The sequence below is a fragment of the Lapidilactobacillus achengensis genome, assembly GCF_003946655.1.
Lineage (GTDB): Bacteria > Bacillota > Bacilli > Lactobacillales > Lactobacillaceae > Lapidilactobacillus > Lapidilactobacillus achengensis.
On record NZ_RHOV01000010.1, the window covers coordinates 66314 to 79260 of the forward strand.

General features: G+C 50.0%; 16 protein-coding genes. 5 read left to right on the top strand and 11 right to left on the bottom strand.

The features are described from left to right. Position 1 precedes the first annotated feature (1 nt). From EKM94_RS07155 to EKM94_RS07190, 8 genes are all read right to left on the bottom strand, one after another. Positions 2-625, bottom strand: coding sequence for a hypothetical protein (locus EKM94_RS07155; RefSeq protein WP_125599653.1), 624 nt, complete (start codon positions 623-625; stop codon positions 2-4). A gap of 9 nt (positions 626-634) precedes the next feature. Beyond that, the gene (locus tag EKM94_RS07160; RefSeq protein ID WP_125599656.1) at positions 635-1417 is read right to left on the bottom strand and encodes a hypothetical protein; all 783 of its coding nucleotides are present in this window, start codon (positions 1415-1417) and stop codon (positions 635-637) included. Then, positions 1404-2171 carry a hypothetical protein gene (locus tag EKM94_RS07165; protein ID WP_125599658.1) on the bottom strand — a complete coding sequence of 256 codons (768 nt, stop codon included), beginning with the start codon at positions 2169-2171 and terminating at the stop codon, positions 1404-1406. The genes EKM94_RS07160 and EKM94_RS07165 overlap by 14 nt, the downstream gene beginning before the upstream one ends. 425 nt (positions 2172-2596) lie before the next feature. Further along, a complete protein-coding gene (locus EKM94_RS07170) occupies positions 2597-3265 on the bottom strand; it encodes a YdeI/OmpD-associated family protein (protein WP_125599661.1) in 669 nt (222 codons plus the stop codon). A 22-nt stretch (positions 3266-3287) separates the two neighbouring features. Continuing rightward, positions 3288-3641 (bottom strand): iron chaperone, encoded by a 354-nt coding sequence (locus EKM94_RS07175; RefSeq protein ID WP_125599664.1) that lies wholly within the window; start codon positions 3639-3641, stop codon positions 3288-3290. Between the two features lie 370 nt (positions 3642-4011). Further along, a complete protein-coding gene (locus EKM94_RS07180; protein ID WP_225422180.1) occupies positions 4012-4746 on the bottom strand; it encodes an endonuclease III domain-containing protein in 735 nt (244 codons plus the stop codon). After that, positions 4739-5419 carry a type 1 glutamine amidotransferase gene (locus EKM94_RS07185; RefSeq protein WP_125599667.1) on the bottom strand — a complete coding sequence of 227 codons (681 nt, stop codon included), beginning with the start codon at positions 5417-5419 and terminating at the stop codon, positions 4739-4741. Before EKM94_RS07185 ends, EKM94_RS07180 begins: the two co-directional genes overlap by 8 nt. Positions 5420-5431: 12 nt before the next feature. Continuing rightward, positions 5432-6358 (bottom strand): AAA family ATPase, encoded by a 927-nt coding sequence (locus tag EKM94_RS07190; RefSeq protein ID WP_164511147.1) that lies wholly within the window; start codon positions 6356-6358, stop codon positions 5432-5434. A gap of 327 nt (positions 6359-6685) precedes the next feature. Between EKM94_RS07190 and EKM94_RS07195 the strand changes: the two genes are divergently transcribed. Next, positions 6686-8059, top strand: a complete 1374-nt coding sequence (locus tag EKM94_RS07195; RefSeq protein ID WP_125599673.1) for a glycoside hydrolase family 1 protein — start codon at positions 6686-6688, stop codon at positions 8057-8059. Between the two features lie 165 nt (positions 8060-8224). Here EKM94_RS07195 and EKM94_RS12800 read toward each other — a convergent pair whose 3' ends face one another. Next, entirely contained in the window at positions 8225-8359 is a 135-nt protein-coding gene (locus EKM94_RS12800) for a hypothetical protein (RefSeq protein ID WP_263853235.1), read from the bottom strand. A gap of 154 nt (positions 8360-8513) precedes the next feature. Here EKM94_RS12800 and EKM94_RS07200 point away from each other — a divergent pair, with 154 nt between their 5' ends. The 3 genes from EKM94_RS07200 (at position 8514) to EKM94_RS07210 (ending at position 11008) form a co-directional block, all read left to right on the top strand. Next, the gene (locus EKM94_RS07200) at positions 8514-8819 is read left to right on the top strand and encodes a hypothetical protein (RefSeq protein WP_164511148.1); all 306 of its coding nucleotides are present in this window, start codon (positions 8514-8516) and stop codon (positions 8817-8819) included. A gap of 310 nt (positions 8820-9129) precedes the next feature. Further along, positions 9130-10098, top strand: coding sequence for a mannose-6-phosphate isomerase, class I (gene manA, locus EKM94_RS07205; protein WP_225422181.1), 969 nt, complete (start codon positions 9130-9132; stop codon positions 10096-10098). A 364-nt stretch (positions 10099-10462) separates the two neighbouring features. Beyond that, a complete protein-coding gene (locus EKM94_RS07210) occupies positions 10463-11008 on the top strand; it encodes a hypothetical protein (protein ID WP_125599684.1) in 546 nt (181 codons plus the stop codon). Between the two features lie 468 nt (positions 11009-11476). Here the strand turns inward: EKM94_RS07210 and EKM94_RS07215 are convergent, their stop codons facing one another. After that, positions 11477-11707: a hypothetical protein gene (locus EKM94_RS07215; protein ID WP_125599685.1), complete on the bottom strand. Its 231-nt coding sequence runs from the start codon at positions 11705-11707 to the stop codon at positions 11477-11479. Between the two features lie 500 nt (positions 11708-12207). Here EKM94_RS07215 and EKM94_RS07220 point away from each other — a divergent pair, with 500 nt between their 5' ends. After that, positions 12208-12795, top strand: a complete 588-nt coding sequence (locus tag EKM94_RS07220; RefSeq protein ID WP_125599688.1) for a CvpA family protein — start codon at positions 12208-12210, stop codon at positions 12793-12795. On the opposite strand, the gene EKM94_RS07225 is transcribed toward EKM94_RS07220, so the two are convergent. Further along, the coding region (locus EKM94_RS07225; protein WP_191987499.1) for a transposase at positions 12788-12947 on the bottom strand (160 nt) is incomplete at its 5' end. The two genes, EKM94_RS07220 and EKM94_RS07225, sit on opposite strands and share 8 nt — an antisense overlap.

Consider the following 12947-nt stretch of genomic DNA (forward strand, 5'->3'; position numbering starts at 1 on the left):
ACTATCTGATCTCCTGTTTTCGAATTGAAAATGCGCCAATAATAACTAAAATCAGGATCACCCCAAGTTCCACGCCAATGGTCAGTGCGGGCGGATAGCTCAACCGCATCGTTTGGAGCAACCCCAGTAGTGGTGAGTTACTGAACTCGCCGATCAACGATACGAAAACCACCACCAACAACGCCGCCAGTCCGGACCACTTGATCTCAATGATCGTTTGGCCGATGCCTAAGATCACGATCGTCAGCAGCTGGACCAAGGCTAAGGGCAATAACTTGGCGGAGAACTGGCGATCCAATAACAAGCCCGTCAGCCCTAATCCCAGCCACACCAGCACCAAACAGCTGATATTCTTCCCCAGTACCGCCAAGTAAGATCGGATCCGACTACCGGTGCGAATCAACTTGACAATGTTTTGATGGTAGAACAATTCTTGAGCGTAATCGAAGATGATCAGACCCCAGAGAATCGCGAAGAAGAAAATAAAGAATTTGAAGATCATCGTTGTCCTTTGATAAGGCACGCCAAGAACTAGGGTCGCGACCCAAGATCCGCCCATGAGTCGGTGCAACAACACCAAATAACCTAAACCTAGCCCGTAATATAAACCGATCCGTTTTCCCATGGCGCGCCCCTAAAGGTAGTCCCGTTTGCGCCAGATGAAGTAACTGCAGATACCGAAGACCAGGGCCAAGATCAGGACCAGGGCAATATTTCCTAATAGATCCCGCGCCGCGGACGCTTCGATCACAAAATTCCTGTCTTTATAGGCTTGAGTACCTTGAACATACAAGGCATCACCAAGACTTAGTTTGGTGGTCCAATTTAACCAGTTGACTTTGGGTATTCGCGGCAGAAAATGGAGTGCAGCACTGATTCCAAAGACAGCAATCACCGCGCCCTCTTTGGAGCGCAACAGGTAGGTCAAGAGTTGCCAGAGCTCGCAGTTCAATAAGAAACTGACGCTCGTCACGAGGAACACAATCCCGATCCAAAGTAGAAACATTCCTAAGGTCTTGAATGTGACCGTGTAGGGATCAGCAATGAGGGCTGCGATTGTCGTCAAAACAACGAGTACGCCGGAGAAAATCAGCGTGATTTTGATTGCTTTGGCCTGAACTCGTTTGAAGTAGTGCCCCCGGTCTTGACGACTGATCGTGGGGAGATCGAGTGTTGGCGTTGCAATACTGACGGCTTGGAGCACCATCATCGGCACAATAAATTCAAAGGCCAGACCACTATAAAAGGTAACCATGTTCATCAGTGAATGCGGTACAAGTCGCAGTTCCTTTAAGGGCATGAAAGGCCAAGCAAACAGACGTCGCAATTCCAAAAAGCTGAATCCCATCATGAGCACGAGGGCCAGACCCAATGTCAGCCAAATAATTTTGCGTTGGCGCACTTTATACATAGTCACGATTGATTAACCTCCTCCAACCTAGGGTGATGATTACCCAACTAGGAATCAGAAAGACGAGCAATGAAATCAGGGCATAGCTTAGGCCGTATTCTGTAAACGGTTGGATCGATAGATTGATACTGAAATTAAGCGACAGGAAAAATGACCAATAGACTAGTAGCGCTGGATAGGCGATGCGCCGATCAGGCCGGAAGATCACAATTGTTTCAATCAAAACCCCCAGCGTGAAGACAATGAGTAGCAACATGATCAGGTAAAGGCAGTAGGTCATCAGGCGATGATCATAGACCCAATTTGAAAGACCTAGCCAGCTAGGAAAGACCTCCAGCATTGAGATATCAACGGTGCCAGAATCGTTGATCGCGATAACAGAAACGATCAGCATATTGACGAGAAGGGCGAATAGATATATTGCGCTGACCACGCCCGGTCCCACGAGTAGCTTAGCGCGCAGATATTTCTGGCGAGTACTACGACTAAGTTCCAAGGGCACGAGATGACGCCGATGTTCGCGTAAATAACCTTCACTGATTAGGACAAAGTAATAAATAGGCAGTGCCCACGTTAAGGTAATCAGAGCAGTGTGCCCTTCATTATTGGATGCGAGCAAGTATTTCAATTCGGTATAAGGGGTCGGTAGGAAATTCTTGCGCGTCGCGAAAGCATCCACGATCACGATTGCTAGGATCGCCAAGGTGAATAATGAAGTCAATGGACTGCGCAGAAGTTTTTTGATTTCGATCTTGATCATATTTAGCCCTCATTCAGAAAGGATTTGATTGCGTTGCGGACTAAGAAAGCTGGGCCTAACCCTGCCCCGGCTTGTGTCTGCCTGATCCGAAGTTCACTCAGTAAGAATCAAATTATTTGCGTTTAATTTAGCATGCTAGCACACCTTTGAGCATACCACTGGAAGCGTCAACAAACAATGTTATCTTAGAGATAGATTATTTTTTAATATTGGTTGAGCGGGTTTGTTGGCAATTGCTTCTCAGTGAAACGTGATCGATAAGCGCACATAAAAAACACCTCATAAAAAGATGAGTAAACTCAAGCTTTTCATGAGGTGTGGGGAAACTGATTTTCAAACGGAATATCAATAGTCAGCAATCATCAAGACTGAATGAGGAATCATTCATCTTCAACGCTTACGCAAACTAAGGTGTTCTAGCAATTTCACCGCCGCCGTTGCGCTTGCTGATACTGGGTCAGATTGCGGAAACCTTGGAGCAGGGCGTCTTGGCAAAGCGCGAAGTGTTTGTCTTTGGTGGCGGTGGTTTTGGGCGAATAGACGTAGCGGGTCCAGTCGCGCTGATAGCCGGGAGTCAAGGCGGCGAACAGCTGGCCGACTTGCGGATCACTGGCGGTCAGGCGCGTTTGCAAGTCGGCGACTTGATCTTGATAAGTAGCGACTCGCTGATCGGCGCTGTCACGACTGCGGGGCGCCGATTTCAACCATTTCAAACCGACGATGGTGAAATCCTCATCGAAACTGACCATTCGCGAGAACTTCAAACCGGTCTGCCCGACTTCGCCTGTGGTGTCATCCACGTTCAAAAAAGGAAAGAGATCATCACGATGGATCCCCGGATATTTCTTGCTGGCGAGTTTGGGATAGGCCAGATACAAATAACCTGTGGCGCTGAGCTGGTGGTCTTGGGCAACTTGGTCGATGGCCGTTTTCATGGCGGTCAAATCATAGATGAAGATCAAGCGCAGATCGGTGTTAGCGGTCGGCGTCGTTTGGGTCTGCCAAGGCGCTAGTGTGGGCTGTAATTCGGCCGGCGGGTTGGCGATGTAACGTTGGGGATAATGGTCAAATTTCAATTTCTGCGGGTCAAACATTGCTGGACCTCCTCATGGGGCGCTAACCTAAGCGGTCAAGCTGAAATAAGACGAGTTTGCTGATCAGTTCTGCTGGCAGTGGTTGGTCATAGGCAAACTGCATCGTTCCCTTGCTAGTGCGATAGGGCGCTGTCTCCGCGCTGAAAGCATCGATTGCTTCCGGGGTGGGATAGAAGCCTAAGTGGGTTTTGAAAGCGGCAAAATGGACCAGGTTATGCCGTTGCCAAAAAGTCGGCATTTGGTAGCTGATTTTTTCAGTCGCCTCTGGTAATAGCGGCTTGATCAGATCATAAAGCGCTTGAGCTTGTTGCTGTTGCTGCCCGGACAAGGTCGCTAAGTAGGCAATGATGGGACTAGAATTGGGATCGGTCGACATGGGATCACTCCTTTATAAATGTGTTCGCCACCCCAGCTTCTTCCGCTTAACTACGCCAGGCTTCTGGAGGGCAAGTCCCGCCTCCAAAATCCTAGCTAGGTTAATGCTCGGAAGCTACCCGGGTTAGCTCACACTCTGGGTTTAAATGTGTTCGCCACCCCAGCCTCTTGCGCTTAACTACGCCAGGCTTCTGGAGGCTAAACCCCTGCCTCCAAAATCCTAGCTAGGTTAATGCTCGGAAGCTACCCGGGTTGGCTCACACTCTGGGTTTAAATGTGTTCGCCACCCCAGCCTCTTGCGCTTAACTACGCCAGGCTTCTGGAGGCTAAACCCCTGCCTCCAAAATCCTAGCTAGGTTAATGCTCAGAAGCTACCCGGGTTGGCTCACACTCTCCTTCGGTGAATTGAGGGTCAGACGGTAGGAACTGAGGAAACTGGCTTGCCAAGCCTGCTCAGTCTTGACTTGTTGACCAAACAGAACGATGCAGGCGTGAAAGGCTTGCAAGCCGCGCAGGGTCAACGAGTCGAGTTGCGGTAGGAGCAGTTGTTGCGCGGCTTGATAAGTTTTGGGTAGGGGTGCTTGGAGCCGTTGGAAAAGGCGGCGCGCGTAAACATCCACGATGAAAGTCACTTGACTCAATCCATACAACATGATTGTATCAGCGGTCTCCTCACCGACACCCTTGAGCGCCAACAATTCCCGCCGCAACTGCGCTGGTGGTAGGCGGCGTAGTTGACCGAGATCATCTTGATATTGGGCGAAGTAGGCGCAGAGGTTTTGGATCGTTTGGGCTTTACGCACGAAGAAGCCGGCGCTGCGGATCGTTTGCTGCAACTGCGCTGTGGTCAACTGGCGGATCCGTTCTGGCAAAAAGGCGGTGGCCGCGGCCAAGTCAGCCAAGGCGTAATCAACATTCTTCCAATTGGTGTTTTGGACCAAAACAGCGCCCCAAATGATTTGCCAATCACTGCGCGCTGGCCACCAACCGGTGCTATCGACATGGTCATACAGCAAGTCGTAAAGTTCGGGTAAGTTGATCAGGGTCAGTTGTTGCGGCGTTTGTGGTTGGACGGCGGCTGCGGTCCGGGCGGATTTGCTAGGCATGGGTCGTCGCCAGACGCTCCTCGTGGGCGGCGATGATCGTGGCGGCAATGGCTTGAGCCACGTTCAGGTTGCGCAACAAAGGACCATGGGAATAGCTGCCAATGGTGTTCTTGTAGTGCAGACCTTCTTCGTGATCGTCAGGATTGTTACCATAGCCTTGCTCCACTTGGCCCAAGGGTTTGAGCATGTTTTTGTCATCGAAATAGGTGCGGCCGCTGTGGTTTTCAAAGGCGTGGATCTGGCCCCAAGGGGTTTGGACGGTGGTGTCGCCGATCATCCGACTGTCAGCCTTGTAAACCGTGTGCAGGGGCAAGATGCCGAGGCCCTTGATCGTGGTGCCGCCGCTGGTTTCGTAATAGGCGCCTAATAATTGGTAGCCGCCACAGATCGCCAATAGCGGCCGTGACGCTTCAATATAAGCAGCTAAGGTGGCACGATGGCGCTGCAAGTCTTGGGCGACGATCGTTTGTTCGAAGTCTTGACCGCCACCGAAAAAGACGAAATCATAATCGAAGGCGTCAAAATCAGCGCCTAAACTAACATTGGTGACTGTCACGTCAAACCCTTGTTGATTGAGCAGGTGGCGCAGAATCTTGACATCGCCGCTGTCACCGTAAGTGTTCATCAGATCTTCATAGAGATAAGCGATTTTGATCGTTGTGGTTGCGGACATAAAGCTGCCTCCTTAGGCCAGTCGGTTGATTTGTTGCTGGGGACAGGTCTCTAGATTGATCTGCCGCTTGCCATAATGGGGCTCAGGAAATTCCTGCATCAGGTCCTGCGGATTGATCAAACCGAATTTGTAGTATTCTTTGCCATACAGTTTCTTGCTCGGCCCCATTAAATCCGCGCGCAGATTGTGACTGCTGACCAAGTAATGTTGGCCACGGAATTTAAAAGGGAAAACAGTAAACGCGTTGGCTTCATTGATCGTGGACAGATCTTGGTTGATATAGGCTACGTGATGGGATTGGCTGTGTTTCAGCGCGAAATCATGGTTAAAAGTGAAATAAAATTCGTGGGGCTTCAAAGACCCGCGGAAGTTGGCGTTGCGACCGATAATGGCGATGCTGCGATAACTAGACAGGTCCGTCTCCTCTAAGTATAAGGTACGATCGAATTTATCAGGTGTAATCTGCTTGACCCAGCGCGGTAACCGGGGATGAGTTCGCGCGAATTGATAAATCTTCTTGATGATCTCAGGGTTGATCCAACGATAATCGACCCGGGTTTCATTACGCCGCAACAGTTCTTGCAGGCCGATCCCCTTGGTGAAGTCGACCACGTAGACTTCGTAATCGAATTCTTTCTTATACTGCAAGTAAGGTTCGAAGGCGTTGGGATAAAGGTGGGTCGCGTCAATGATCACCGTTTCGCCGCGGGCCATTTTGTTGCGAATCAGTTGATCCAACAGCGTGAAGGTTTGCTCGTTATATTCCTGCGGGATCACTTGCCGGATCTGGTGGCGCTCCTCGTCATAAATCGATTTGAGATTGCCGTAAAGCAAGCGCAAGTTGTCCGTGGCGATGGTGTAAGGTTCCAGGCGATGCTGGCGAATGAAGGTGGATTTGCCCGAGCCGGGGACGCCACGGAGGACGTATAAATTTTTCAAGATAAAAAACTCCTATTGTAATTGACTAAGTGACACAATGTCAGAATGAAGCTAATCATCTTTATTCTACCCGATTGCCTGCACCGTTAAAAGGAATCTCCGCAAAAAATCTGAATTTATCGCCACGAATCCGTTGGTCGAAAATCCGGCCGCATGAACCTAGTTTTGCGTGCCGCCATTACGGAAAAAGCCGTCTAACTTGGTCTACATTTTAATAAGTCAAGCTGACCAAAAATGTCTAGCTTTTTTAGACAGATTACCCCCTTAATATTCGGCGCGATTTAACGTATACTGAAGAAGTGAGTAAACACTTATATGGAGGTTAATATGTCAACTACAGCATTCAACAAGGATTTCTTATGGGGCAACTCCGTCTCCAGTATGCAGACTGAGGGCGCTTATAACGAAGGTGGTAAAGGCCCGTCCGTTTATGATTTAGTTGAACCAGGTGAGCATCGTTCGGATTGGAAAGTGGCGATCGACGATTATCACCGCTATCCAGAAGACTTCGATCTGATGCAAGACTTGGGAATGAACTGCTATCGCTTCCAAATTTCGTGGAGTCGGGTCCAACCTGATGGCGAAGGCGACTTCAATCAAGCGGGCATTCAATTCTACCACGACTTCATTGATGGCCTGCTTGCCCGCGGCATCACCCCAATGATCTGCCTGTATCATTTCGACATGCCCCTGGCGCTGGCCCAGAAATATCACGGCTTCATGAGTCGCGAAGTTGTCGCCGCTTTTGTTCGCTACGGCCAGAAGATGATCGACGAGTTCGCTGGGAAAGTCCCATATTGGCTAACTTTTAACGAGCAGAACCTCTATTCCATGCCCGGCGCCGCTAAAATCGCCGGCGCTTTGGACACCCCGGACACCTTGGAGAACATCCTGACCATCAGTCACCATGTCATGCTGGCCCATGCCCAAGTCGCTAATTATTTACACGCCACCACTGACGCTAAAATCGGCGGAATGCTGGCATATACCGAACTCTATCCAGCCACCGCTAAACCAGCGGATAATTTCTACACCGAACAAATCAATCAATTCTACAATTATAACCTGTTAGACGCCTTCACCGGTCGCGGCTACGTGCCCGCCTTCCTAAACATCATCGAACAACAAGGCTTTACGATGATCAAAGCTGGCGATCTAGACGTGATCAAGCAACAACGCAGTGACTTCTTACCATTCAGTTATTACCGCTCGACCACACTGAACGCGGACACGATCAAGGATCTCGCCGAATTGCTGGAAAACTCCGGCGCCCACTTACAGAGCAATCCATACCTGGATACCACCGAATGGGATTGGCAAATCGATCCCCTCGGCTTCCGCAATATCATTGTCAAAATGTGGAATCGCTACCGCCTCCCCATTTTCCCGATCGAAAACGGCATTGGGGTGATTGAAACTTGGGATGGTCACGATGAGATCCAAGATGATTACCGCATCGTTTACCACCGCGAACACATCCAAGCCATCAAAGACGCGGTCTTCATTGATGGCGCGGACGTGATCGGCTATTTGGGCTGGGGCTTGATCGATATTCTCAGCTCTCAGGGCGATATGCGCAAGCGCTACGGCGTGGTCTACGTTAATCGGACCAACCACGATCTGCGCGATATGAAACGGGTGCCCAAGAAGAGTTATCATTGGCTGAAAAAAGTTATTGCTAGTAACGGCGCGGAAATGTAGGGGTTCGCTTGATTGCGGGTTTTGGTGGGTGTTGCGCGTGAGCGCAACCGGCTGGGACTGCTGATGCGGACTGGAAACGTGCTCACCGACCCAGCTCCCTGCGCTTAGCTACGCAATTGTTCCGGAAGCAAAATGCGGCTTCCAAAACAATTGCTAGGCTAATGCTCAGGAGCCACCCGGGTCGGTTCGCACTCTGTTTCGAACGTGGTGGGCGTCGTTTTGAGCCAATCCGCAAAACCCGCGGCTTGTCTCAAAATTGAGCCTTGTCCTAAGCGGCAAAGCCGCCAAGGACAATTTCACCACTGAGCCGCGCAGTCCCAGCCGGTTGCTAGGCAGCATTGAGCTTATCTGCAATCGAAGCGAAGGATTTGACGAAGTGGTTTTGCGAGCTAGAGGACAAACAATTGCCCTTTTTGGGGTGGTACGGCGATGCCAACGGATTCGGATTTGTTGGTTGGGACAGTCTGCATTGGTTGAACATCTTTACCTGTTTCCTAAACAATCCATGGGTGGAAACCGACTGATTCAGTTGATTCATCAATATCATGTCCAAGTTCATCAGACAGACTGTTCTGGTGTCGCCAATTTAAAGCTGGTGCCCACTAACCACGGTCGTCAATTGCGTGGTTCCCCATCAATTGACCATAGCTTGCCAGTCGGCGTGAGTGCTCAAACGGCTGCTATAACGTTGAGCAGCTGGAGCGGAGCGTGGCGTTGGTGGGCTGTTTGTTCGTCTGGCGGAAGGTCGGGCTGGGGGTGAGTCAGCCGCGATATTATTGTTGGCGATTTATCGCCTACAATAAGGCCGAGTTTTGAGATTTTCGGTGCCCTTCCGAAAAGCTCAAAATCGTGCCCGCCGCGTTCCACCACCCCCAGCCCGACCTGGAGCCCCACCACATCTGCCAACCACCAACGCCACGCGCAGCGCAAGCTGCGGGCATCATACTTTCAAAGCAATTCAAAGCCACTGTCTAGTCACAAATTTAGGGAATTTACACAATAGCCAAGATAGCTTTTATTACAAAATCGGTGTACGATTTGAAATGAAAAGATCAAGGGAGCTGAAATTAATGGAACCATTATTTTTGAAACCATATTTTCAAGAAAAAATTTGGGGCGGCCGTAAGCTAGCCACAGACTGGGGTTATCAGATCCCCGACGGTGATATTGGCGAATGTTGGGCCATCTCCGCCCATCCCCACGGCCCGAGCACCGTGGAAAACGGCCCATATAAAGGCTTGAATGTCGCCGAATTGTGGGAGCAACACAAAGAATTATTTGGCAACGCGCCAGGCAAAGTTTTCCCACTTTTGACAAAAATCTTGGACGCGGAAGCCAGCTTGTCAGTTCAGGTCCATCCCGATGACGCTTACGCGGAGGAACACGAGCATGAATTAGGCAAGACGGAATGTTGGTACGTCTTAAGCGCGGAGCCGAACTCTTATTTGATTTACGGACATCACGCGCAAACGCGGGCGCAGCTGCAAGAAATGATCGATCAAGGCGATTGGGAACACCTTTTACGGAAATACCCAGTTAAAACTGGCGATTTCGTTTACGTTCCCAGTGGCACGATCCACGCCTTAAATAAGGGCATCGTTGTTTTGGAAACGCAACAAAGCAGTGATACTACTTATCGGCTTTACGATTACGATCGGGTCGACGCGAAAACCGGCAAACAACGGGACCTGCATTTAAAGCAATCGATCGATGTAACCACGGTACCTTCCCACGATCCTGAATTGCACATCACCGAGAAGAAATACGGCGATTCTTACGTCAAAACCTTCGTCCAAGCACCATTATCACCTTTCTTCAGTGTTTACGAATGGCGTGTTAACGGCGAATTGACCTTACACCGCGGCGCGGCACCGTACACGCTGGTTTCCGTCGTCGCCGGTTCCGGAAGCATTACCTGTGATGGCCAGACCTACGATTTGAAAAAAGGCGAACATTTCATTCTGCCTTTCCAAATCAAAGAGTGGCAACTGAATGGAGATTTACAAATCATCGCTTCTGAAGCAGGGTTGACCGAATAATGGGTCACCAGACCAGCAGTTATTTAGCGCTAATTTGAATCAAAGTCCCAGCGAATCTTTGCGTTGAATCAGCGCAATCGGTTGCTGGGACTTTTTGTATTGAGGAGCGCACCAATTGAAATCTCTTTACAAGTCGTTAGAGCTAGCAGTATGATATTTGTTGGCTTATTTTTTGGCATGGGGATCACCACGGGCTAAATCGCGGCGCTGGGCAGCACGCGTTGATAAGGCTTACAAAAAGTTGGGACTTTAGCCCCGTGGTTAATCGCGAGTAGTGTGCTAAAGTAAAGTTAGTCGAACCACAGGCCGAAATTTACGACCCGTGTTTAGGTAGAACTGTGATAGCAGAGAAAGGGCGAGGATAATGTCACAGCAAGGGCGAAATAAATTAGTTAAAAGAATCATGATCAGTCTCGGGATTATCTGCGGCCTGACTTTAACATTGCAACCGTGGCAGCAACCAAACGTGGTTGAAAGCACGGTCAATGTACCGAAAAGTGCGGCTGTAGCGCCGGGTAAGGGCTCGATCGCGGTGACGGATCAGCCGATGGATTCTGTGGTGCCCGTGATCAATGTTACCGAGAAAGTTGAAGGCTATTTATATCCCGTTGGTCAACGGATTGTGTTTATCAGCGGGGTCAAATGCCCTGATTTTCAGTCGGCGGCCGATGTCGCTAGCTTCTTCGCTGACGGCGTGCGCTTGGATCAGCCAGATCACTTGACTTCGAAGGCGAAGCTCAGCGTGATCGTCTTACCGCGGTCAACCGATGTGCAAGCACACTTCGCGCCGGCGGAAGTGGTGACCAGCCACGTTCCGGGAGTGGCCAAGGTGACCACGATCACTCATTTCGATTTGACGGATACCACGACCTTACCACAGGCCGATGTGGTCAGCCTCAATCTAAAATAACAATCAGATAACACGACACAAAAAGCCACCGAGCAGAAATCTCGGTGGCTTTTTTTTGCCAGTGTTACATCTGGAGAAGCGACGTTAGTCATCGGAGTTTGGCCTTGAACAGAAATCAAAATGGCAACTGCCAGTTCAATCAAATGGTTCCGGTGGTTTGGACAATTGCCCCGATGCAACACTGGGCTTAACGATCCGTTGGGCAGGATCGCGACGTGCTTCTCTTCTTAAGTTCATCATAGCAAAGTCTGAAAGCGGTTGCAAAAAATGTGCTTGCGGAAGGTAGTTTGGCCGCGGCTTGCGCTGCGCGTGGCGTTGGTGGTTGGCAGATGTGGTGGGGCTCCAGGTCGGGCTGGGGGTGGTGGAACGCGGCGGGCACGATTTTGAGCTTTTCGGAAGTGCACCGAAAATCTCAAAACTCGGCCTTATTGTAGGCGATAAATCGCCAACAATAATATCGCGGCTGACTCACCCCCAGCCCGACCTTCCGCCAAACGAGCAAACGAACCACCAACGCCACGCTCCGCTCCAGCCGCTCAACGTTATAACAGCCGTTTGAGCACTCCCGCCAGTTGGCAAGCTATTGCAAATTGATGAGGAGCCACGCACTTGACGACCGTGGTTAGTGGTCACAATATTTAAATTGGTGACACCAGTACAGTCTGCCTGATGAACTAAGGTAGGTTCTTGATGAATCAACTGAATCTGTCGGTTTCACCGAGAATTGTTCATCGAGCGGTTAAAGATGTTCAATCGATGTAAACTGTACCAACCTTCTACTCTGAATCAGTTGGTGTTGCCATACCACCCCATAAGAGGGAATTGTTTTGGCCTCTGGCTCGCAAAAGCACTTCGTCAGATACACAACTTCGATTGCAGGTAGGCTCAATGCTGCCTAGCAACCGCCTCAGGACGTGTGGCTCAGCGGTGAGATTATTCTTAGCGATTTATCGCTTAGAATAAGGCCTGATTTTGAGACAAGCCGCCGGGCTTGCGGATTGGCTCAAAACAGTGCCCACCGCGTTCCAGCCACGACAAACGTCCTGAGGCGGTTGCGTCCCCATCCAAACCCGCTAGACCCGCAATCAAGCAAAAAATTCAGAATCAGCGACTCCGCGCAGCAAAGTCCGCCTCTAGCATGATGCTTCAGCGCCAATTTCTTGCTAAACTAAGAGTATCAAATAAGGAAAGTGGCAATTATGATTCTAACAATCGCGCTAATCACCATGCTGTTATCGGCGTGGTATCGCGGCTACAAACGTGGCCTGATCAAGGAATTACTTTATAGTGTGGGAACGTTGCTGGTGTTTCTACTGGCGCTTTTTTATGATAAGCAATTGGGGAGTTTGTTGGTCAAGGTAGCGACTAATTATGACCTCAGTAATGAAATGACGGCGTTTATCGGGCAATCAGTCGGCTTTTGGGTGATCATGTTTGTCGGTCATTTGGTGATTCGCTGGATCGGGCGCTTGTCACAATCGGTCACCTGGCTCCCCGTGATCAAGCAGGCTAATGGGCTTGGTGGCGCGTTGTTGGCGGGGTTGATGATGTACTTGGGCATCTTCTTGGCCTTGGCGATCTTGAACGTGATCCAGCCAGAGTGGTACATGAACCAGTACATCAATTCACCGGTCGCCCAATTCGTCGTAGAGAAAACCCCAATCGTCAGTCAAAAAGTGATCGACTGGCTCTTCCATACCGACACAACCAGCTTCATTACAATTTTGGGCGGGAAACCTCTGACTTTAGTCAGAGGAGGAAAGCCTGCACTTGCTAACGCTAGTTAGCTTGCTTGCTTGGTCGTCCCGCCTTGCCCCTTTCTGTTCTCTGATTTTGAATATAGTTGGCAACCGTCTCTTTTGACATGTTGCCGAGTGTCCCCATGTAATAGCTTGGCGCCCACAAATGTCCACCCCAAAGGAGTTTCTTGGTCTCAGGA

Bases quoted from the DNA above. Each gene is read 5' to 3' on its own strand.
- EKM94_RS07165 (WP_125599658.1), bottom strand. From the start codon at position 2,171: ATGATCAAGATCGAAATCAAAAAACTTCTGCGCAGTCCATTGACTTCA.
- EKM94_RS07180 (WP_225422180.1), bottom strand. From the start codon at position 4,746: ATGCCTAGCAAATCCGCCCGGACCGCAGCCGCCGTCCAACCACAAACG.
- manA (WP_225422181.1), top strand. From the start codon at position 9,130: ATGGAACCATTATTTTTGAAACCATATTTTCAAGAAAAAATTTGGGGC.
- EKM94_RS07195 (WP_125599673.1), top strand. From the start codon at position 6,686: ATGTCAACTACAGCATTCAACAAGGATTTCTTATGGGGCAACTCCGTC.
- EKM94_RS07175 (WP_125599664.1), bottom strand. From the start codon at position 3,641: ATGTCGACCGATCCCAATTCTAGTCCCATCATTGCCTACTTAGCGACC.
- EKM94_RS07210 (WP_125599684.1), top strand. From the start codon at position 10,463: ATGTCACAGCAAGGGCGAAATAAATTAGTTAAAAGAATCATGATCAGT.
- EKM94_RS07185 (WP_125599667.1), bottom strand. From the start codon at position 5,419: ATGTCCGCAACCACAACGATCAAAATCGCTTATCTCTATGAAGATCTG.
- EKM94_RS07155 (WP_125599653.1), bottom strand. From the start codon at position 625: ATGGGAAAACGGATCGGTTTATATTACGGGCTAGGTTTAGGTTATTTG.
- EKM94_RS07220 (WP_125599688.1), top strand. From the start codon at position 12,208: ATGATTCTAACAATCGCGCTAATCACCATGCTGTTATCGGCGTGGTAT.
- EKM94_RS07170 (WP_125599661.1), bottom strand. From the start codon at position 3,265: ATGTTTGACCCGCAGAAATTGAAATTTGACCATTATCCCCAACGTTAC.